17 protein-coding genes and 1 pseudogene are annotated in these 22,457 nt (G+C 43.9%); 11 read left to right on the top strand and 7 right to left on the bottom strand.

All coding sequences use genetic code 11. The features are described 5' to 3' along the window. Positions 1-267, bottom strand: a pseudogene (locus JGK16_RS23945) (photosystem II q(b) protein); the annotation flags it as partial. A gap of 92 nt (positions 268-359) precedes the next feature. Next, a complete protein-coding gene (locus tag JGK16_RS23940; protein ID WP_293184507.1) occupies positions 360-683 on the bottom strand; it encodes a hypothetical protein in 324 nt (107 codons plus the stop codon). Positions 684-925: 242 nt separating this feature from the next. Here JGK16_RS23940 and JGK16_RS23935 point away from each other — a divergent pair, with 242 nt between their 5' ends. From JGK16_RS23935 to JGK16_RS23915, 5 genes are all read left to right on the top strand, one after another. Next, complete coding sequence (locus tag JGK16_RS23935) at positions 926-4,552, top strand: GAF domain-containing protein (RefSeq protein WP_293184510.1); 3,627 nt, start codon at positions 926-928, stop codon at positions 4,550-4,552. Then, positions 4,543-4,938 carry a response regulator gene (locus JGK16_RS23930; protein ID WP_293157660.1) on the top strand — a complete coding sequence of 132 codons (396 nt, stop codon included), beginning with the start codon at positions 4,543-4,545 and terminating at the stop codon, positions 4,936-4,938. The genes JGK16_RS23935 and JGK16_RS23930 overlap by 10 nt, the downstream gene beginning before the upstream one ends. A 247-nt stretch (positions 4,939-5,185) precedes the next feature. Next, positions 5,186-6,604 (top strand): adenylate/guanylate cyclase domain-containing protein, encoded by a 1,419-nt coding sequence (locus JGK16_RS23925; RefSeq protein ID WP_293184512.1) that lies wholly within the window; start codon positions 5,186-5,188, stop codon positions 6,602-6,604. A gap of 284 nt (positions 6,605-6,888) precedes the next feature. Continuing rightward, a complete protein-coding gene (locus tag JGK16_RS23920) occupies positions 6,889-7,725 on the top strand; it encodes a metallophosphoesterase (protein ID WP_293184514.1) in 837 nt (278 codons plus the stop codon). An 84-nt stretch (positions 7,726-7,809) separates the two neighbouring features. Then, positions 7,810-7,935 carry a hypothetical protein gene (locus JGK16_RS23915; protein WP_293184517.1) on the top strand — a complete coding sequence of 42 codons (126 nt, stop codon included), beginning with the start codon at positions 7,810-7,812 and terminating at the stop codon, positions 7,933-7,935. Positions 7,936-7,950: 15 nt separating this feature from the next. Here JGK16_RS23915 and rppA read toward each other — a convergent pair whose 3' ends face one another. Beyond that, complete coding sequence (rppA, locus tag JGK16_RS23910) at positions 7,951-8,637, bottom strand: two-component system response regulator RppA (protein WP_293192781.1); 687 nt, start codon at positions 8,635-8,637, stop codon at positions 7,951-7,953. A 148-nt stretch (positions 8,638-8,785) separates the two neighbouring features. Further along, positions 8,786-9,436: a glutathione S-transferase family protein gene (locus JGK16_RS23905; protein WP_293192779.1), complete on the bottom strand. Its 651-nt coding sequence runs from the start codon at positions 9,434-9,436 to the stop codon at positions 8,786-8,788. A 225-nt stretch (positions 9,437-9,661) separates the two neighbouring features. On the opposite strand from JGK16_RS23905, the gene hisG reads away from it, so the two are divergent. Beyond that, on the top strand, positions 9,662-10,306 hold the full coding sequence (gene hisG, locus JGK16_RS23900) for an ATP phosphoribosyltransferase (RefSeq protein ID WP_293184524.1): 645 nt from the start codon (positions 9,662-9,664) through the stop codon (positions 10,304-10,306). Between the two features lie 190 nt (positions 10,307-10,496). Here the strand turns inward: hisG and JGK16_RS23895 are convergent, their stop codons facing one another. The 3 genes from JGK16_RS23895 to JGK16_RS23885 all read right to left on the bottom strand — a co-directional run bounded on the left by JGK16_RS23895 (position 10,497) and on the right by JGK16_RS23885 (position 14,696). Further along, positions 10,497-11,963, bottom strand: a complete 1,467-nt coding sequence (locus JGK16_RS23895; RefSeq protein ID WP_293192777.1) for a response regulator — start codon at positions 11,961-11,963, stop codon at positions 10,497-10,499. A 223-nt stretch (positions 11,964-12,186) separates the two neighbouring features. Further along, positions 12,187-14,400, bottom strand: a complete 2,214-nt coding sequence (locus JGK16_RS23890) for an ATP-binding protein (protein WP_293192775.1) — start codon at positions 14,398-14,400, stop codon at positions 12,187-12,189. Positions 14,401-14,459: 59 nt separating this feature from the next. After that, a complete protein-coding gene (locus tag JGK16_RS23885; RefSeq protein ID WP_293192773.1) occupies positions 14,460-14,696 on the bottom strand; it encodes a hypothetical protein in 237 nt (78 codons plus the stop codon). Positions 14,697-15,215: 519 nt separating this feature from the next. Here JGK16_RS23885 and JGK16_RS23880 point away from each other — a divergent pair. The 5 genes from JGK16_RS23880 to JGK16_RS23860 all read left to right on the top strand — a co-directional run bounded on the left by JGK16_RS23880 (position 15,216) and on the right by JGK16_RS23860 (position 22,419). Continuing rightward, positions 15,216-15,710 (top strand): hypothetical protein, encoded by a 495-nt coding sequence (locus tag JGK16_RS23880; protein WP_293184532.1) that lies wholly within the window; start codon positions 15,216-15,218, stop codon positions 15,708-15,710. 243 nt (positions 15,711-15,953) lie between these two features. After that, positions 15,954-16,088, top strand: a complete 135-nt coding sequence (locus JGK16_RS23875) for a hypothetical protein (protein WP_293184534.1) — start codon at positions 15,954-15,956, stop codon at positions 16,086-16,088. Between the two features lie 50 nt (positions 16,089-16,138). After that, a complete protein-coding gene (locus JGK16_RS23870) occupies positions 16,139-17,404 on the top strand; it encodes a hypothetical protein (protein WP_293192771.1) in 1,266 nt (421 codons plus the stop codon). A gap of 90 nt (positions 17,405-17,494) precedes the next feature. Continuing rightward, complete coding sequence (locus JGK16_RS23865; protein ID WP_293184538.1) at positions 17,495-19,444, top strand: hypothetical protein; 1,950 nt, start codon at positions 17,495-17,497, stop codon at positions 19,442-19,444. Next, positions 19,444-22,419, top strand: coding sequence for an O-antigen ligase family protein (locus JGK16_RS23860; RefSeq protein WP_293192769.1), 2,976 nt, complete (start codon positions 19,444-19,446; stop codon positions 22,417-22,419). Before JGK16_RS23865 ends, JGK16_RS23860 begins: the two co-directional genes overlap by 1 nt. Positions 22,420-22,457: the final 38 nt, after the last annotated feature.

Genomic DNA, 22,457 nt, shown 5'->3' with positions numbered 1-22,457 from the left:
GATCGCGTTTGAGGAAGGAACAACAGCACCGGAGATGATGTTGTTACCCAGCATCAAGGAACCAGCAACTGGTTCGCGGATGCCGTCGATGTCCACTGGAGGAGCAGCGATGAAGGCGATTACGTAACAGATTGTTGCAGTCAGCAAGGTAGGAATCATCAAGACTCCGAACCAACCTACATAAATGCGGTTGTCGGTTGATGTTACCCAGTTGCAGAATTGCGACCAGATATTGGCGCTTTCGCGCTGTTGTAAGGTTGCCGTCATGTGTTTATGATTGCTATTGGTTTTTCAATGTTCGGATGATGTCTCTATTATTAACGGTATCGTTAAGGTTTGTAAAGGCCTGTAACGACAGCTTAACTGATGAGAGTCATCAGGAAAGCTGATGAAACGATCCAGAGGCGAAAAAAGCCCATTATTTGGTGGAACCCGCACGCGAGTCCGTTGCGGACTGTGGTGCAAGATGCCAGATTGATGCTGTAGGGGCAATCCCTCGCAGTTGTCGCAATGTATATATATAGTGTTTTGTAGGGGACATCTTCCCCGTGGTAGCCGCGCGCGATCGGGATGCGGCGCTGTGTCTGAGCTTGGAAAATTGCCAAAAGAATATAGATGCGGGGCGGGGAATGCCAGTCTGAAGGGGACTCAGCGGGTTTTAAACAGCTTGTTACTCCAGTCATCTATATTATAAAAATGCTGTAGCAGTTGCGTGCGTAAGCCAGCTTCGATCGGGGTAGCGTTCGATCGACAATTCAACTCGTGCGATCGCCAATCTAGCGCACTGAGCCTTAATCAATAATTATCAAACCAGAGCGAGCAAATCCTCTCTAAAGTTAGTTGAAAAAAAATTAAATTGAGTTAATACTTATCAAAATAAACAACTATCAATACTTAATAAACTAACCACAAGAGAGTTAAACCCATGTCAGAAAATTATCTAGGATTAGATACAGAAGATTACGAGTCCCTCAAAAGCGAGATAAAAACCCTCAAAGCGCGCGTTGCCGAACTAGAGTCGGCATCGAAACCCGAACCCGCTATCGTTGCCAAACAAAAGGCGCTATTTGCTGTAGTGACCAAAATTCGCGAGTCGTTAGACTTAGATATTATTTTTCAATCAACCGCTCGGGAAGTTCGCCAACTGCTGAATGCCGATCGAGTAGCAATATTTCGATTTTACCAGCAGTCAGGATTTGACGACGGGGAATTTGTGTCAGAAGACGTGATCCCAGAGTTTCATTCAGTAAAAGCTGTAAAGGTGCACGATCACTGCTTTGGTAAACAATATTCAATGCGGTATCAGCAAGGAAGAATTCAGGCAGTCAATGATATCAATCAAGCCGGATTGAGCGATTGCCATATAGCTGTTCTTGCTCAATTTAATGTCAAAGCAAACTTAATCGTACCTTTAATCAAAAGAAATAAACTTTGGGGATTGCTCTGCATTCACCAATGTCGCGCCCCACGCCAGTGGCAGCAAGATGAAATTGACTTTGCCAGTCAAATTGCGGTGCATTTAGGAGTAGCAATACAGCAAGCAAAACTTTTAGATGAAGCTCATAGGCGGTCAACAGCACTCCAGACTACTCTAGAGGAGCAATTGCGAAAACGCACAGAAGAGCTGGTTAAGGAAGCAGACCGAGAACGAGCCATAACTCGGATGATTGATAAGATCCGCCAAACCTTAGATATGGAAACAATTTTCCAGACAGCAGCGACAGAAGTTCGCAAACTTTTGAATGTCGATCGCATTGCCATTTATCAATTCCGTGAAGACTATTTCGGCGACTTTATCTTTGAATCTGAATCGGGAAACTGGCCGAAATTGGTAGGCAGCGGCTGGGAAGATCCCTACTTAAACGAACACCAAGGAGGTCGATTCCGGTGTGCGGAAACCTTTATCGCTGATGATATCTACAATGCCGGCCAGAGCGATTGTCACATAGAAGCTTTAGAATATTTTGGTGTCAAATCCTGTGCGGTAGTTGCGATTTTTAAAGGAGAGAAACTCTGGGGATTGCTCAGTGCCTTTCAACACACAGGTGCGCGTCACTGGGAAGACACAGAAGTAAAGTTACTGAATCAAATTGCCACTCATTTGGGCGTGGCTTTGCAGCAATCCGAGTACCTAGAACAAATACAGTTTCAAGCTAAACAGCAGGCGAAAGCAGCCGAACAGGAACGCACATTAACTAGAGTAATTGAACGGATTCGCCAGACGCTAAATATTGACAAAATATTTAGCGCAACAACTCAAGAAGTACGGCAAATTCTCAATTGCGATCGGGTTGGAGTGTACCGTTTTTTTCCAAACTGGAGCGGGGAATTTGTGTCGGAGTCGGTAGCAGAAGGTTGGATACCTTTAGTAACTGATAAAATTAAAACAGTCTGGCAAGATGATTATTTACAAAAAACTGAGGGTGGCAGGTATCGCCATCAAGAAATTTTTGTAGTTGATGACATCTATAAAATTGGTCACTCTCCATGTCATATCGAAATTCTGGAACAAATTCAAGCCAAAGCATATTGTGTAGCGCCTGTTTTTGTGGGGGAAAATCTCTGGGGTTTGCTAGCAGCTTACCAGAACTCTGGTTCCCGTGAGTGGGAAGCAGGAGAAGTGAGGTTGCTGGCTCAGGTTGGCAGTCAATTGGGAGTAGCTATGCACCAAGCAGAATTGCTCGATCGCACTAAAAAGCAGTCCTGGGAATTGCGGACGACTTTGGCAGACTTAAATGCGATCGTTGACAATTTGGCTGACGGGTTATTAGTCACTGACATTGAAGCTAAAATTACCAGGTTTAATCCGGCACTGCTGGCGATGTTTGAATTAAAAGATGTTGACCTGAAGGGGAAAAAAGTATCCGAAATCTTTCCTAAAAAATTAGCCCAATTGGTTGAGGCGACTGAACATAGAGAGGGAGAAATTGTGACGCTGGAAGTGGAACTAGAAAATTCTAGGATAGGTCAAGCTTTAGCGACCACTATTCTGAAAGAAGCGGTAAAAGACGAAGCAGATCGATCTCTAGGTTCGGTGATTTTGATTCGAGATGTGACGGTGGAACGAGAAGTTGACCGAATGAAAACTGATTTTCTGGCTACAGTTTCTCACGAACTGCGGACGCCTTTAACTTCGGTTTTGGGTTTTGCTTCGCTGATTAAAGAAAAACTAGAAGAAGTGATTGTTCCCGGAGTCGTATCGGAAGACAGAAAAATCAAAAAAGCTTTAAATAAAGTTGCAGATAATATTAACATTATTGTCTCAGAAGCTGAACGGCTGACATCTTTAATTAATGATGTTTTGGATATTGCTAAGATGGAAGCGGGGCGAGTTGAATGGCAGTTACAGCCGACAAATCCAGTGCAAATCTTAAAACAGGCGATCGCCGCTACGTCATCTTTATTAGAAAAGAATAATTTAAAGTTGATTAAAGATTTTAGTCCCGGACTGCCACAGGTATTAGTAGACCGGGATCGCATGGTTCAAGTCGCGATCAATTTAATCTCGAATGCAGTCAAGTTCACAGAATCAGGTTCTGTCACCTGTCGGGCAAGAGTAGAGGGTGACGAGCTGGTTATTAGCATTATTGATACTGGCATCGGCATTGCACCAGAAGACCAAAGCAAAGTTTTTGAAAGATTTAAACAAGTGGGAGATATCCTGACCGAAAAGCCTAAAGGCACTGGCTTGGGGCTGCCAATTTCTAAACAAATCGTTGAACACCACGGCGGTAGAATTTGGCTAGAAAGCGAGTTAGGCAAGGGCAGCACTTTTTTCTTTAGTATACCGCTAGTTAAAAATATTGAGTCGGTGGAAAAATGCAAAATTATCAATGATTTAATCGGGCAACTGAAACAGCAAGTGCTCAGCAGAACTCCGCTCGGCGTTAAAGGAGGCCAGCAACTTTTAGTTGTTGACAATGAGCCTAACATCCGAGATATATTGAGGCAGTCACTGGAACAAGAAGGATATAAAGTCGCGGAGGCAATTAACGGTAGAGATGCTATTTCTCAGGCTAAAGCAGTCAAACCGGATCTGATTATTTTAGATGTAATGATGCCTCACATCGACGGTTTTGATGTGGCGGCAGTTCTCAAAAATGACCCAGAAACTCGGGGGATTCCGATTATCATCGTGTCTCTAATTCAAGACAGAGACAGGGGCTGGCGTTTGGGAGTTGACAGGTATTTTACCAAGCCTATAAATATAGCGGGACTGTTAAAGGAGATCGGCTTGCTGCTGCGACAAGGGATGTCTAATAAGACGGTGTTGGTCGTTGTTAACAATGCTTCTACTTTCAAAATTTTGTCGGCTGCGTTGCTTTTTCAGGGATATAATGTGATGGAGGCATCTGATGTTACAGAATGCCTGGATCGAGTGAGAGCGATCGAGCTGGATTTAATTATTATTGACGAAGCCTTATCTCAAGAGCAAGAATTAGTCAAAAAATTGCGCCTTACTAAGGGCTTGGAAAAAGTCTCCATAATTGTTTTGGGAGATATTGTAGAGGATAACGGGCTGAGCAAACACATTCATGGGAAATTGTTGTGAAAAAAGTTTTAATTGTGGATGACGAACCGAATATTCTGATTTTGATGGAGCAGGCTCTAGAAAAGTTGGAAGATGAGGATGATGTAGAGTTGCTGACTGCGAGAGATGGAGTTGAGGCGTTGAACAGAATTAAGGAAGAAAAGCCGGATTTGGTTTTTCTCGATGTGATGATGCCGAAAATGAGCGGGTTAGAGGTATGCAATACGGTTAAAAATGAACTAGGTATGGAGGACGTTTACATTATTATGTTGACAGCTAAGGGACAAGAATATGATAAGCAAAGCGGTATGGCTGTGGGGGCAAATCTTTATATGACTAAACCTTTTCGCCCGAAAGAAGTGCTGGTCAAAGCTAGGGAAATTCTGGGTTTGACGGCACAGATGTAGCGAGAGGTATACAATCAATTCACAAGAATATTTTTTGGTTTTTGGTGGTTGCTAGCCTGCCCAAAAACGGATACAATCCCCCGGCTATAGTCGTGGATGCTCCAAAAATTTTAGACTAAGTTTCAAGCTCCCAGAGTTATCTGCCCTTGTAAATCTAAAATCTAAAATCTCTATCCTCAAATTGGCTGACTGGTTACAAACGAATGAATAACGATAGATCGCTCACTCATGATTAATAGCAAAGTAAATGGTTCGTATCAATCTCAAAAAATTGATTTCTAAGAGAGATTTGCGGGTGGTTATTGAGGGCGCGCTCGGTGTTTTAGACGCTCCGATGGCTATTCGGAATGTTGAAGGGGCTATTTTATTGGGCGAAGATTGTCAGACCTACTTCAATACTTATCCTATCATCCTAGCCGATGAAGTTATCGGTTACGTAACAGGAAGTCAAAAAGCAGCATTTATTGCCGATATGCTGAGTTATGCTGCCAGCGCCGACTTGGATATAAGAACTCTGGCTGTTGATACTTTAGATAAGTACGAAGAAGTTAATTTTTTGTACGATTTTTCAAGCAAAATAGCTACTTGTTTGGGTGTGGCTGAAGTCAGTCAATTGGTGGTAACTGAAGCGAAAAAGTTGATTGAGTCTACCAATATTTCAGTGATGCTAATGAATGAAAAGACAGGAAAACTGGAGATTGTTTCTGCTCGGGGTAAAGAGTACAACCATAAAACAAAAATCGGTTCCAATATGGGGATAGCAGGTCATATTTTTGTTTCTGGTAAAGCTGAAATAGTCAATGATGTATTGTCCGATCCGAGATATGTTATGGGAGACAATGAGATGCGTTCTATGATTTGTGCACCTCTAACAACTCAGAACGGTACAATCGGCGTTATCAATATTAGTCATAACGAACTTGTAAACTATACGGCACAGGATTTAAAATTATTTACGGCTTTGGCATCGCAAGCGGCCGCGGCGATCGAGAATGCGCTTTTACATGAAAGTAAATTGAAGGAAGAACGAATTAAAAATAATTTGGAAAGATACCTTTCTCCCCAGGTGGTGCGAGCAGTTATCGAAGCTAAAGGAGATATTTCTCTAAATCCAACTAAGCGCAATTTAACGGTGCTTTTTTCGGATATTAGAGATTTTACTACTAAGTGTGAGGAGCTGCCTGCTGAGAAAATAGTGATGTATTTAAATGAGTATTTCACGGAGATGGTAGAGGTAATTTTTAGTCATGAAGGTACTGTGAATAAGTTTGTGGGAGATATGATTGTAGCAATGTTTGGGGCGCCTTCGGAGGTGGCCGATCGCGAAAGGAAGGCGATCGAAACTGCGATCGATATGCAGCGACGGATTGGGAGGATGTCGGTTCCTTGGATTACGGATAATTTTCTGACTGGTATTGGGATTAGTTCGGGGGAGGTAGTTGTTGGTAATATTGGTTCGCCGCAGCACATGGATTATACTGCAATAGGGGATGAGGTGAATATTGCATCTAGGTTGCAGTCAATGGCTGAGGGAGGACAAATTTTGGTGAGCGATAGTGTGTACAGCGTTACTAAAGATATGTTTGAGTTTAGGAAAATTGGCTCTGTGATTGTTAAAGGTAAGAAGAAAGCTGTCGAAACTTTTGAGGTGATTTATCATGAATGAAGTCAGTAGTCATTAGTCATTAGTCATTAGTCATTAGTTATTAGTCATTAGTCAGTATGATAGGTCGGACACGGCAGTGCCGTTTCCCTACCGCGATCAATTGTAGGGAAACGGCACTGCCGTGTCCTGATTTCTTAGCCGTGTCCTGATTTCTTAGTCATTAGTCATCAGTTAGTAGTTATTAGTCAGATGGCAGAAAAAAGAGGGAAAAACATCTAGTTTTGCAGTATTGTCTGTTTATTTGCTAAGCTAGAGGTTGCGCTCTCTCAATAAACCTTATATTTATGCACAGGTTATTAACTGGGAAACTGCGAGTAGACTGTTTAACAATACCGATCGCTAATCTTCCAGCAAATCTATCGGGTACTAAAATTGTACAGCTTACGGACTTTCACTATGACGGGGAGCGGCTGTCGGAATGGTTGCTAGAAGAGGCGATTGTGGCGGCTAATGAAGCGGAACCAGACTTAATTTTTTTAACCGGAGATTTTATTACCTACGATCCGGCGCCTATTTACGGCTTGGTGCAGCGATTGAAAAATTTGCAAAGTCGGGTGGGAATTTACGCTGTTTTGGGCAATCACGATCACTATTATCCAGGGGCAAAAATTAAGGTTGCTAATGCTTTGAATAACGCAGGTATTCGGGTTTTGTACAATGAAGCGATTTATCCTTTGGGGTCTGAATTGGCTTTAGTTGGGTTTGCAGATTTTTGGTCTGGCGATTTTGCACCTGCGCCTCTAATGGCATCAATCAATCCGGCGATTCCTCGGATTGTATTGTCTCACAATCCTGATACTGCTGAAAATCTGCAACAGTGGCGGATTGATTTGCAGTTTTCGGGACACACTCATGGGGGTCAAATTGTGATTCCTGGTATCGGGCCTTTGTATGCTTGGGTGAGAAAAATTGGTTATTTGATTCCTGAAGGAATCCGAAAATTTGTTCCTTTTGTGTCGGCTTGCGATCGAGTAGTTCGTCACTGGGAATGGGCTAGCGGTTTGCATCGGGTTGGGAGTAATTGGTTGTACGTGAATCGCGGTTTGGGTACTTATGCGCCGGGGAGGTTATTTTGTCCGCCGGAGGTGACGGTAATTACTTTGGTTTGTCAAGATATGTAGGGATTGCTTTAGGGTGTGAAGGAAGAATGCTTCGGATGGAAGATGGAACCGCGAAGACGCAAAGGACACGAAGGAAGATGAAAGATGAGCAGAATTCCTATTATTAAGTGGGTTCTGCAAAGCGATAGCCTCTGGCGTAAAAGGAAGAATGCTTCGGAAGAAAGATGGAACCGCGAAGGCGCAAAGGACACGAAGGAAGATGGAAGATGAGCAGAATTCCTATTATTAACTGGGTTCTGCAAAGCGATAGCCTCTGCCGTAAACTGTGTGAATTAGGACGGATTCGCTAGGGGCTTCTATTTTGCGGCGCAGGAGGCGAATTTGAGCTGCTAATACGTTGCTGCTGGGTTTTTCTGCTTCACTCCACAGGTATTGGTGGATTTGTTCGTGTGTTAGTATTTGACCGGGATGTCGCATTAGGTATTCTAATAGTTGACATTCTTTTTCTGATAGGTCAATTGTTCGATCGCCCCGATAGGCTATTTGATTGTCGTAGTCTAGCTGTAAATCTGCAACTTGCAGGCGCCCGACAGCCACTTCGGGGTCAAAAGTAGGGGGGCGGCGCAGTAGGGCGCGGACTCTGGCTAGGAGCTCTCGCAGTTCAAAAGGCTTGACTAGATAGTCGTCTGCGCCTGCGTCGAGTCCTTGTACGCGATCGTCTAGGGTGTCTTTGGCGGTGAGAAATAGGACTGGGGTATTCCGTCCTTGCGATCGCAATTGCTGACAAATTGCTAATCCGGTTTGTCTCGGCAGCATCCAATCCAAAATTAGCAAATCGTAATTTCCCTGCATTGCTAAATTGCTGCCATTTGCGCCGTCAAATGCGACATCAACGGTATAACCCTCGCGGGTTAAAACTCGACTCAAAGGGTCAGTCAACTCAACTTCATCATCAACTAAAAGAATCCGCATCCTGATTTTAGGTTTTAGACTTTTGATTTGAGCATGAATTACACAAAACTTGCAAACAAGCAGGTTTTGTAGGGGGAAATTCCCCGTGGTTGCCATCTGTGGTGAGGTGGCGATCGCGACCTTTTGAGGTTAAGTAAACTGATTTTTGCTAGATTTTAAGATGTGCAATACTTTCCGATTCGCTGTAAGCTGCTGCTAGCCATTCCTGCATTGCAGGTAGTGCCAACAGCGCATCAGCATAAGCTTGTGCTTGTGCATCTAATTTGACTTCGTAGGTGACAAAACGCATGACAACGGGGGCAAACATGGCGTCAGCAATTGTGAATTGTCCGAACAGCATATCGCCACTGGTGCCGAATTTTTGGCGGCATTCGCGCCAAATTGCCAAGATGCGATCGATCTCTGCTTCGACACCGGGCGTCATTCCTTCTCCCGGATAGCGGTTGCGGCAGTCCATCGGCATATTTTCGCGGAGATTTTGGAAGCCTGCGTGCATTTCGGCACAGATGGAACGGGCGATCGCCCGTTGCGCTACATCCGCCGGCCATAAATCATTTGCAAAGCGTTCTGCAACGTACTCGCAAATTGCTAAAGATTCCCACACTTTCAAGTCGCCATCAATTAAAACTGGCACCTTTCCCGAAGGAGAATAGCGCCGAATTTCCCCATGGGTTGTCGGCCCGTCTAGGGGGATTCTCACTTCGGCAAAATCTATTCCAGCTTGTTTCATCGCCAGCCAAGGACGCAGCGACCAAGACGAATAATTTTTGTTGCCGATTACCAGAGTCAATTTGGTCATAGTTTTACTTTCAGCTATCATCTATTTAGCAGACAATCCTTAAGAAAATTCGATTTAACTCAGCCTCAATACAATATATTATACACAAACACAATTATTAGCAATACCTGAACTTATTTTGATATTTGAACAATTTGTGCTATTGTGGTTGAGGAAAAAGCTGTTTCCGCTCGGGCAGCGCCGATTCCGCATCCCAAATTAAGCAATTTACAATCGCAAATCAATATGATTACCGTAGCACTTCCCAAAGGCGGACTGTTAGGAGATAGCATTCGACTGTTTAAATCCGTTGGATTAGACTTCAGTGCTTTTCTCGATTCCTCTAACCGCCAACTTCAAATTTATGACACTACCGGAACGGCAAAAGCTTTGCTAGTAAGGACGCACGATGTGCCGGTTTATGTGGAATACGGTCAAGCTGATTTGGGCGTTGCGGGTTATGATGTTTTGCGGGAAAAAACTCCGAAAGTTGCAAATTTAATTGATTTACAATTTGGCAAGTGTCGGCTGTCGGTGGCGGTGAAGGAATCTAGTTCTTACAGACGCAGTGTGGATTTGCCTCCTCACGGTAGAGTTGCTTCTAAGTTCGTACACTGTGCAAGGGAATATTTTCATAATTTGAATTTGCCGGTGGAAATTGTGCCGCTTTACGGTTCTGTGGAGTTGGGGCCGATTACGGGTATGTCGGAGGCGATTGTGGATTTGGTTTCGACTGGCAAAACTTTGCGGGAAAATGGTTTGGTGGAAATTGATGTTTTGTTTCAAAGTTCGGCTTATTTGATTGGTCATCCTTTGAGTTATCGTTTGAATTCTGGCGGAGTTAATGAGTTGATTGGGAAGTTGAGAGAGCAGGTTTTGACGGCGGTTTGATGTGCGATCAAATTAGGATCAGTCCAGGATGTAACAGCCACTCTTATGGAGTTAGTTTTTAAGTACGTAGTTGCGATTGGGTGCTAAGAGCGCTGAAGCGCAACTACGTACCTTCTATGAAAGAGCGCTGAAGCGCAACTACGTACCTTCTATGAAAGAGCGCTGAAGCGCAACTACGTACCTTTTTTATTTATCTCATTTCGGAGCTGATATTGGCAGGTATAAGACCTAGTTTTTCTTGGCATTTTTCTATATAAAAACGGGTCACTGTATCAGCAGGGTTTTGTTCGATTAGTTGCTGAAAATATCCCAAGGCGGCGACAAATCTTTCGGATTGCCATCCTTGAATTCCTTTGTCAAATAAAGCCTGGGTAAGCTGCTTGGCTTCAGAGTCGGGACTGGATGCTGGCCAGATTTCGTAGATTTCAATAGCTTGCTGTTTGCCGCGCGGCGTTACTCGATCGATCCAGCGATAGTAATAGTTGTGGGTGGGCGAATGGCTGTCGGCTGCTGTTGCGTGAGAAGTGGAAATCATATTCTCCGGTGTTTCCACTTCCAAGTCGCACTTTAATAATAAACTTTCTTTTGAGCTTGAGTTCGGACTTATGCTATTTAGAAATTCTCTCGCATGAACGATCGCATTTTCGCTAACAATTATTTGGCAACCGTATATTTTAGTTAAATTTTCTAACCGAGAAGCTGTATTTACCACATCGCCGATGACTGTAGAGTCCATCCGGCGATCGGAACCCAAGGTGCCGATCATGCCGATACCTGTGTTAATTCCAGTACCGATATTGACGGGATATTCTAAATTGTATTTGTGGCGCTCGACATTAAATTCATGCAAACTTTCTTGCATGGCTACTGCGGCTTCGATCGCATTTATAGCGTGAGAATGCGGTTGGTCAAATACTGCCATGATAGCATCGCCGAGGTATTTGTCAATAAACCCGCCGTGGGAGGTGATGCAATCGTTCATTTTCGTAAAAAAAGCGTTCAACCATTCAAAGGTTTCGCGTGCTTCTTGAGATTCTGCGATCGCCGTAAACCCGCGAATGTCGCAAAATAAAATAGTCAGCTCTTCTTCTGTGACATTGCCCAACTGAATTGATTCTATCCCTTGGGGCGCAATTCGTTCGAGAAGCTGTTCCGGGACAAATAGGTGAAATTTTTCGGAAAGATATTCGTTGGCCTCCCAGGCGGCGGCAATTTGGCGCTTGCTTTGCTCTTTTACCTGCTGGTTGAATTGGGAAGACACAACTTGCGATCGCATTTGGCTCAACTGCAAAATATTTTCAACTTTCGCCAGCAGCAAGCGACTGTTAAAAGGCTTGGTTAAATAATCGTCGGCCATAATTTCTAACCCTCTGAGGCGAGAGGTATCGTCATCGAGAGCAGTCAAAAAAATTACCGGTACAGTTTGCAAAGCCGTATCATTCCGCAGGATCTCGCACACATCAAAACCGTCCATATCCGGCATCATAATATCTAGTAAAATTAAATCCGGTCGAGATACACGGGCGAGGGAGAGGGCTTCATCGCCCGATCGCGCTGATACTGTGGCGTATCCTTTCATTTGCAATAACTCTTCCAGTAAAATTAGATTAGCTGGCTCGTCATCAACCAACATGATGCAGGGCGACTTGTTTGACATGGAATATGATGTATATTGAATTTAGCTCGGGACTGGCGCGTGTAGATGCTCGAAACCTGGTTGATTCGTATATTTCTAGTTATTAAACTCGATATTTTTGGCAGGAACCGGGTTTCTGAGGCAAGTGCGCGCAAGTCCTATAGAAATTTATCTACTATTGAGTCTAACGTTTTCACTTATAAATTGTAATAAATGGCACTGCTGGAACTGCAAATAATTATTGTTAGTTGAGAAAAGAACGGACTGTAGCGATCGCCAAATTCAGATCCAGCGGCTTGCTCAAATAAGCAGAAGCGCCAGCCTCCAAACATCGATCGCAGTCACCAGCCATCGCCATCGCCGTCACCGCAATCATCGGTACCGACTCCCAGACAGGATTTGCTTTCACTCGGCGCATCAACTCAAACCCATCAACATCGGGTAACTGAATGTCCATCAAGATCAAATCCGGCAGCAACTCGGGCGCAGTAGAGGCGGCAAGGATGCGATCGAGCATTGACGAACCATCCGCGATAATCTCTACCCCGTAGCCCTCCAATTCCATCACCTCTGAAATTAACATTTGGTTAAAAGGTTGGTCTTCCACCACCAGAATCCGCTTGCTGCCAAGTGGTAATGCGATCGCAGAAGCAGGAACTAACTTAGCATCCAAAGCACAAGCAGCAAAGCTGCCCAACTCTTGACGCATCTCCGTCAAAGGCAGCCAAACGCGGAACAAACTGCCGCGATCGCAAATAGATTGAAAAGAAACAGTTCCGCCGTGCAATTCCGCCAGACGCTTAGTCAAAGCCAAACCCAAACCTGTACCTTCGTGGCGCCTAGTCAGGGAAGAATCCACCTGTTGAAAAGGTCGAAATAGCAAGTGCCAGCGATCCTGAGGAATGCCGATACCCGAGTCTTTCACCTCAAGACAAAAGTAGGGAGTGCTGGCATTTACAGGAGAACAATCAGGGCGGTAATCGCCATTAATTTCATTGCCGTAGGCCAGACGCCCGCTAAGTTTAACTTGTCCCCGTTCGGGGGTAAATTTGATAGCATTGGAAAGTAAATTAATCACAATTTGTCGCACTCGCCGTTCGTCGAGCAAAACTTTAGTAATGCGGTAGTCGAGTTCTAAAGACAAAGCAATTCGCTTTTTGTCTGCCCGCGGCTGAATCATTTTCAGACAGTCTGTGGCGAGTTCGTGAACGCGAACAGGCAGTAAATTGAGTTCTACTTTTCCTGCTTCAATTTTAGAAAGATCGAGAATATCGTTAATTAGCTGCAACAAGTGCTGACCGCTTTTTTCGATCAGTTCTACATAGTTAACTTGTCGATCGCTCAACTGGCCGGATGTTTGGCGCAGCAGCAAGTCAGAAAATCCGAGAATGCTGTTGAGAGGCGTCCGCAATTCGTGGGACATCGAGGCTAAAAACTCGGATTTTAACTGAGAAGAATACTCTAATTGTTCGTTAACTTGGCGGAGGTTTTCTTGTGTCTGAGCCCGCTGGATTGCGGCCCCCAGAGTCCGACAAGCAGCCGTGAGCACTTCTTGGTGGAGGGAAGCTTGCAGTTTTTTGACGTTGCGCGACTCCAGCGTCAACACTCCGATGATTGTGCCGTCAGTAGATGCGATCGGAAAAATGCCCAATTGTCCGATTCCCGGATGCCGAAATTGCGGCACAGCATTGGGATGTTCGGCATAATCATCGACAAACAAAGCTTTACCAGTTTCCACCACTTCCCACAGCAAACCGGTGCCGTAGGGAATACCTTTGTCGAGCAATTCTTGCATTCCAGCGGCGACTGGTTCCCCGTAACTAGCCAGAAATTGAGTAGAAACTTGGTTAGAAATCGCCGCCGCTTGCCGATCTTTTCCCTTACCGCTAATCACTTTCACGTCTCCGAAAGCAGCATTCGTCGCTTCTACCAGATAGCTGAGGGCAAACTGACCTATTTCTTGCAAACTGTGAGAGTTTTGCAATCGTTCAGTTAAGCCTAAAAGAAATGTCAGGCGCCTGACTTCTGCGTTCAAGCTAGCTTGGGAGTTTTGGTATACGGTAACGTCTCGAAAGGTAAACAGCCGCCCGCCGCTGTTGGTAATTGTGGCGAAGACTTCCAAACAAACCGCGTTGGATTGCTCGAAATAGAATGATAAACTTTCATCCTGAGATGTTTGCAGTGCTTGCTGAAACTGTTCCCACTGCTGAAGCGACAAGTAACCGCGATCGACAATTTCGGCAAACAACAAGTCGCACTTAGGCTTGGTTGCCAGCCATTCTGGGGACAGTCCCCAAGTCTCGGCCAATTTTTTGTTAAACAAAACTAAGCTGTCAGACGAGTCGAAAAGAGCGATCGCATTATCTACTTGGTTGAGTATCAGTTCTTGGTCTGCCCTGAACTGCTGCAAGTCTATCTCCATTTTGTCTGTGTCTGTAGCTCTTAGTTTTGTTGTCATAACTGTCTACGGATATGCCAAAAGTTATTTTATTACCCCTTACTTAATTTGACATATTTTTAGGTTTTTGGGCAGTGAGGGCGATGGCTTACGCCCCGCTTCGCTACGATCGGCTTTGTGATCTGAGACACTTGCTGGTTGCGGAGGGCGAGGGGAGCGGGTTTTCGACTTGGATTGTCTAAACGTGCGATCGACCTTTTGACTAAATTGTCTAACTTTTGAGTAAATTGTCTAAACGTGCGATCGACCTTTTGAGTAAATTGTGTAATAAGTGCGATCGACCTTTTGAGTTCCATTGTGCAAGAAGTGCGATCGACCCTAACACTCTTAATTTTATGAATAAATATGAACTTTATTCATGAATTTGCAATGTTTTCTGAATTTTAATTAAGCCTGGGAGTTAATATATAGCACTTCTCAAAAAGGTGAGGTACGTAGTTGGGCTTCAGCCCTCTTTGTTTAGTGGTTATATAAGCTGTCAGTCATACCTCATCTTTCTGAGAACCGCTATAAGTTTTTTTTTATCACAACATAGTTATTGTAATATAATTCTAATAACTGTTGACAAGCTTCTCATTCATCGCTTAAGTTTGTGACTATTGATATCAATCTCTTCGTTCATTTGTATCAGAGACATTGTTTGGTTGATTGTTAAGATCGAAAGCCACTGTTGTTTAAAGATTCATTGGGTTTGTGGCAATCGATCGGGTGTTGTGGTTGTAGTTGGTTTGCAGAAAGTCCCGTATTTGAAGGAAGGCAGGGGAAGGAATATTGTTAGCAATATTCACTCGCGCCTGCACTAATCAGGAGGAATTATGTACCGACAACAACAGGGTAGTGAAAAACATTACTGCGACAAATCTAATTGCTCTACACCATCAAACCTTACTCACAATCAGTTTTGTGGTAATTGCTGTAGCCAAGTTGGCCCGCGCCCTGTTTTCGACTTGAAGTCGGAGTTTGTGCCGATTACTAAAAAGGAACTGGCTCAAAGAGAGCGCTTATCACTGCATTTCCGACAGCAGCTATGCTACAGTTATCCACCGAATACCAAGCAGAATATTCCTCACAATTATTGCCCAACATCCCGAGTTCCTTGGCAAAGTATTTCGGATTATCAACAGCAATATCCTCCCCGAAATTATTGGGATGGTCGAGATAATTCTGTGCCTCTTGAGAACGAATCTGGGCAAGTTCTGGGGTATTACAGGTATGTTTTGCTAACTGGGTCGTCAGATTCAGGAAGTGGCGGTAAATTGTTTTGGCTGATGGTAATTGGTGCGGCGGTGTGGTTCTGGTTTTTTCGCTGATTATTTGATAATCCAGAGAGCGATGAAGTATCTTTTGCGGTTTTTATTGGCTTTAGTAATTTCTGCGATCGTGGTAATAACCTATGCCAGTATAAAAGCAGTTGGCAATGAACACTCAAAACTTGGAATGGTTCAAAATATAGCAGTTCTCAGAAAGATGAGGTACGTTGTTGGGCTTGAGCCCTATTAGTTTAAGGGTTGTGTGGGCTGTCAGTTATACCTCATCTTTTTGAGAAATGCTATATGACATCTCAAGGAGCGAATAACAGCAATAAAATCAAACAATCTGGTCTCCTACTGGAAATCAGAGAGCCACAAATTATTGCACTAGCTATCCCCGAAAACAAGCCCGGTGCTACTTCTCTCAATCGGTTGTAATTCATCAATATTGATATCCTTCATCTGTAAAAATCAAAAGGTTAACCAACATGACATCAGAACAATTCAGTGACAACAACGCAATGGAAGTAAGTGGCATTAATATGGAAATTATGCTGCCTGACCCTACGGCGCTCACCATCCCTGAAAACAGAGCGGGCATCACGCCTCCTATAGAATTATATATTCATATTACCAATAACACTTCAATGTCTTTCCACTTCAACCTCTCTGGAACCTTGATTCCAGAAATTGTAACATCCGAGGGTCAAGCCTTACAGCGGCAATTAGTTAACGAAAAGCCAGAATCTGAAGTTCAACCGAACAGATATAGAACAGGATGGGCGGGCAGATTGACTGAATTTATATCGAACTTAAACTTATCGCAGGAGTGCTACGAAACCAGAGAAATTAATTATATGTTAGTTGAGCCTAGAGAATCCAAAACTATCACGATCGACGCAAGTCTTGCCTGGGAAAATAACTTACTTGCACTGAAAATTTCTACTGAGTTCAACGAATTTTTCGGGTCGATAAAACTTCATAATTTCTGGTTATTTGAGGCACTATTGCCCGGAAATTACCAAATTAGGTTTATCTATCAACACAACTGTGCAAACAGAGTAATACCTGGGATAGATAATGTCGAAATAACAAATGTAGAAGAGAGCGAGTCAGAACTATTGATTACTCCTTTTGTAAATCTTCGCTTGGTTCAACCAGTAGAAGCAGACAGCAATGCTGTGGAAATGGATGGTGTTCGCTTTGAAATTTTAGTACCAGAGCGAGTTTTAAGCATACCCAAAAACAATTTAATACATAAATTTCTGTACCTAATGAAATTTTTATCACCTATACCAATTGACTACTCCTCTTTTATAATCCCCGTGCAGATTGGTATTCGGATTACCAATAATACATCTACTCCCCTTAGATTTAGCTTTTATTTCACCTTATTTCTAGAAATTATAGGAGTAGATGGAGTAATTCCATTCGGAGATGCGTGGATTCGCGGTAGCTGCCCCTCTAATTCTGATATTTTTTCCGTTATGCCCGGAGAGGATATTACCTTCTTTCCAGAAACAGAAATTTTTGGGCTTTGGGAAGATAAATTTGGACTTAGGATTACTACCGGAAATGGTGACATATTGACTTTTGAACCTCTAACTCTACAAACATACCAAGTTCGGCTTAGATATAGCAGCCAGCAATCAATGGTTAAAATATACGAGTCTGTAGAAACATACACGACTTTAGATGTCTGGAGCGGTCAAATATCTACTCCCTTTGTAGACTTTCGCTTAGTGCGTTCTTGAATTGAGATTGAAGTGAAAGAGCCTATTTCATTTGATTCTCCTCAAAAGCTGATATTTCTTTTAAACCTCATACGTCTAGGAGTCAAAACCATGTTATTTCGACAATATCCCCAAGTTTTGTTGACATCATTCTTGATAGTTGGATTGACGGGCAAAGCAAGTATTGCTTTTAATATTATTCCCCCAAATCCCGGTGCTACAAGGTTTTATCAGCCTGAATCTATTTACAAAATAGATAAGAATCGAGAAAGCAGAACGGAGATAGATATGGGATTATGGTCGGAGCCTCTGCCCCGTGGTGGAACGACTATTTTTAACAGAACTCTTGCCGCATGGTCTTTTCTGTCTGCAAAAGATCGGTTGGGTTGGTCTTTTAATCCAGCCGCAGAGGACTTAAAGGGTAGTTTTGAGGTAATAACTTATCAAGCTTGCAGTCCTAAGGATGGGTGTGGTGGGGCTAGTACGCCTTACACTGACATAAATGACACTTATCGAGGAGTCGGCTCTCTTTTTCACTTAAAGTATCATCCAGGAAAGGGCGATCCTCAACCAGGTGAAGGTAAACTTCATTGGATTCAGATGGTGCAAGCTAACTACGGTAGCAATGTAGCAGGTGCATCTCGGATACCTGGTATTTCTTTTATCGATAATTTTAATAGAAAAGAAAATCCCTACTACGATCGTCCAAATTCTCGTTTTGCAGGTGAAGACTTCTTTATGGATCAACCATATGCTGGCAGTTTGAAGCGGGCGTCGGCTAGCAGAAACAATTATTTCAAAGCGCAACTCTATCTAGTTCAAGAGACTACGCCACCAAAAAGTAAGAAAAGAACACTCACAATTTACAATGGAATCAAATGGGGTTGGAAAAACACAGTAACTCGTCGCAAAGAACCAGATCCCGTTCCCGTTCCAAAGCCAACTCCAACTCCAAGCTCGAGCCCGTCGATCCCGTTGATCATTCCCGACATCGACTGGCAACGCATTATACCCAAAGGTGAACCGGTCGCTAGTAGTGCTAGTGGCGGCGGTGGCATAGGCTACGTAACAGCATCACCAAAACCAACACCACGACCAACCCCTTCACCTTTGCCAACACCGCGTCCAGCACCTGCACCAAGCCCGTCACCAACACCATCAACAATAATATTAGTATCACCTGCACCATCACCCAGACCTGCACCGTCACCCGGGCCTGCACCAGTACCCTCAGCTTGGACTCCATCACCTTGGCCAACCCCGTCAGCTTGGACTCCATCACCTTGGCCTACGCCTGCACCATGGGCAACAACAGCAACACCATCACCTCAATTAACCTCGTCACCTTTGCCTACTCCCTCACCTTGGACTCCCTCACCCTGGCCAACACCTACACCTTGGGTGACATCTCCACTGGGGTCAACATCATCAACTGTCGTTGTCTCAACATCAACAACAACTACTACATCGCCCTCATCCTTTGGGCGGCCCAGTTCGCCAATTCGCGCTGCCCGCACCTACGCAACTTTTGGTGTTGATAGCGATGCCACAGACCTAGCAAATATCAGCAGTGAGTTACTTGAAGACCCAGAATTATCATCAACGGACAATAGTTTGAACAATGCAAACCTAGCTGGCGTTAGTCGTGATTTACTTGAAGACTCAGAACTATCATCAACGGACAGCAACGAAAACCAAGTCAATTTAGCTAGCATCAGCAGTGATTTACTTGAAGACCCAGAATCATCATCAACAGACAACAACGAAAACCAAGTCAATTTAGCTAGCATCAGTGGCAACTTGCTCGAAGACCCAGAATTATCATCAACCGACAGTAACGAAAATGAACTTGATTTAGCTGGCATCAGCGGCGACTTATTGGAAGACCCAGAACTAGCCTCAGAGGATAACAACTCCCTAGCCTCCAAAACTAAAAACCCTGACGATGATGCCCTCCCAGCCGAAGCCGTTCCCGAACCCACCACTGAATTAGGAACGCTATTAGCACTCACCGGATTAGGTATATTCCTCAAGCTCAAAAACAGGAAAACCAAAGAGTAATGAAAACCCTTTACACCATCCTGTACGCCCTCAGCATCATCCTAATCAACCCCTGGGGAACTACGCGCGGCTTCATCTGGACATCGCCCAAAGTATTGATTGTTTGGCTAATAATTTCGCTCAACATCGCCCTTTTATTATCGCAAAAAACCTCCCTCGCGATTCCCCGAAACTGGAAAAATAGCCTGATACTTTGGACAATATTTCTCTCAATAGGAGCTATCTCCACTCTGCACAGTCCTTTTCCCTTAACCTCTTTTCTCGGTCAAGATCAAATGGGAGATGGCTGGCTATACTGGCTGTTAATTGCCGCCTTCACTCTCAGCAACAGCTTGCTCTTAATCGCGCGCCCGCAACTGATCAATTCCCAATTCCAAGGATTGCTAATTGGTGGCATCATTCTTTCTCTTAGTATCTTCCCCCAAATCATTGACTGGCGGATTGACTACACCGCTACAATGGGGAAACAAATCAGAGGTGATGTTTTAGCCAGCAGCATTTTTCAAGGACAGCAGCCCATAGGATTGTACTCCCACCGCGGCCACGCAGCCGTAGTTTTAGCGTTGACGGCAATTACTGCTATTGTCGGTTGGTTTTGGAGATTTACGAATACTAAATTAACTGCAATTACTTTGATTTTAGCTGTTCCCGCACTGCTGCTAACTTCTACCCGCAGTGCAATTGTAGCTTTGATTGTTGCCTGTGCTTATTTGTTGGGACGCCAATACTACAAAATTCTCACCGGTATAGCCCTGATGGGCACCCTCGCTGCGGGCATCATGACGCTTAACAGACCCCTCAACTGGCAAAAACCGAGCATCGAACAAGTCGTGTCCAGCCGATCGCCCATGTGGGAACTTGCAGCCAGAGGAATCAAAAAACGCCCGTTATTTGGATGGGGATTCGACGGCTTAGGGATTGCTTATCCCTATATCAGGAATCCTCAAGTAACTCCGAGAGTCGTCAACTTGAACGAGTTTACCTACGACTATATTAACATAAAAGGTGAAATTAGCACCAGAGAAATTCCTACTTATAAAGCTCACAATTGGATTCTCGATACAACTGTATCAGTTGGTATTTTGGGGCTGATTGCTGGCATTGCACTTTGGGGATATTATTTATCTTTAGCGCTGCAATCCTCTATTGGCGGGATTGCAGCAGTTGCTATTGCTTATCTGGTTTTTGCTGTTACCTGGTTTGATTGCGCTCAATACGCACATATTGCCTGGTGGACTCTCAGTTTCGCTGCTGTTAGATATCCTTGTTCTCAAGATAACGAGAAAAGAAGATTAATTTCACCTCAAGTTCAGCTTTATATGTTTTTGGGTATATTTATTGTCTCGTTAATCGGAAGTTTTTATGTAACTAATTTCAATAATATCAACAACTTTATTGTCAAAGCAAAATCATCGCTATTTCCCGGACAACTGTTAGGCTGCGGAAGTTCCAGCGGCGGGCCAACGGATAATCCGATAGATTCTCGATACGGAAAACAATCTTATCCTTGGACATCGGAAATTAAATGGACTTGTGCATACAATATCCAAGACTTCCAAGGCGGCACTCTGATTGACAGGTTTAATTTTGCCCGAGATATTGCTGCTGCTAACGGTGGCGGAGTTGTCTATTTTCCAGCGGGGACTTATGAGTTTCCAGACAGTATCTATTTGAAGTCGGGAGTAGTCATTCGAGGGGAAACTCCCGCAATGACAGATGCTAAACAAACTTTGTACAATCCTCCGACAAAATTTGTGTTTCCTAAATACGAACCGCAACTTTCAGGGATGGGAAGTCCGAACAGCACGGCTTTTAAAAGAATCTTTACTGAAAATCCTAATACTGATAGCAATATTGGTGTGGTTAATCTAGATATTAACCGATCGCCAATTTACTTGCTCAGCAATCTCGACTACAGTCAAAATAGAAATATTGTGGTTTACGGCCTCCGCAGCAATAACGTTGCCGAACCCAGTTCTTCAGTCCCAGACCTGAATTTTCAATTAGCATGGCAGCGATATGCCAATCCCTATGTGGCTAATATCAAAATTAATGCTTTGGCTAATGTTTTAATTGCTAACAATCGACTTAACGATAGTATAACAGATAATTACCAGCAACCTGAATATCAAGTAAAATCTGGCGAGACAGGCGCGATCGCCCAATATGATGTTAGATTCGACTACAGCAACCATTTCGGTATTTTAGTCAACCGTTCCAAGGCTGGCAAATCTGAAGAAAACTTTGTGCTGGCGGCGGAACCAAGTGCTGAGCCGGGTCTGTTTCGCAAAGGTATTGCGATTCGCGATAATTGGGTTTATCATACCATGAGGGCGGGAATCCGAGCGTCGGGAAATGGCTTGGTTGTTAAAAATAATGCGATTCGAGATGATGCCCGCAAGCGCTGGTGGACGGACGATACAGGCGCGGGAGTCGCTGGGAAAAATACGAGTTTTAACAGTAGGGCGATCGAATGGGCCGGCTGGAATGTTTTAATACAAGATAATGACTTTCAAGTGTACCGACATCAACTGAAAGATTCCGAGTTTCTCAGCAATGACGGAGGGGGAATTGTGATTCATGCTTGCTGCGGCGGAACTTCGGTTCGGCAAGCGGAGATTGTCGGTAATACTGGCAATTCTTACATCGGTATTTCTCAAGTGCCTCGGATTCGAGATGTGAGGATTTTTGGGAATAAGTTATTGTCTAATGTTAAGGGTGATTGGCCTTTGATTTATGTGAATGCGGATACTGAGCAAAAAATTAATGGGATGCAGAATGCAATTGTAGAAAATAATACGGTTAAGGGCAGTTTGCTGGCAGTCGCGAGTCAGGGAGGAAGGGGAAATGCGATTAGAAATAACAGCGGTTTTAATGTTGGTTCGATTAAATCTTCTTGTCACGTTACTGTGAGTAAAAATAAGGGCTTTGTCAGCTTCCCTTGCTGGCGGCGCAGAAACGCAGGCGGCGGTTGAAACTAGGTTTACAAAAACGCAGGCGTTAGCTTTCCTGA

Origin of the sequence: Microcoleus sp. PH2017_09_SFU_O_A, assembly GCF_020738625.1 — a bacterium.
In the GTDB taxonomy this organism is placed as follows: Bacteria; Cyanobacteriota; Cyanobacteriia; order Cyanobacteriales; family Microcoleaceae; genus Microcoleus.
This window is presented reverse-complemented; position numbering and strand designations above follow the sequence as displayed.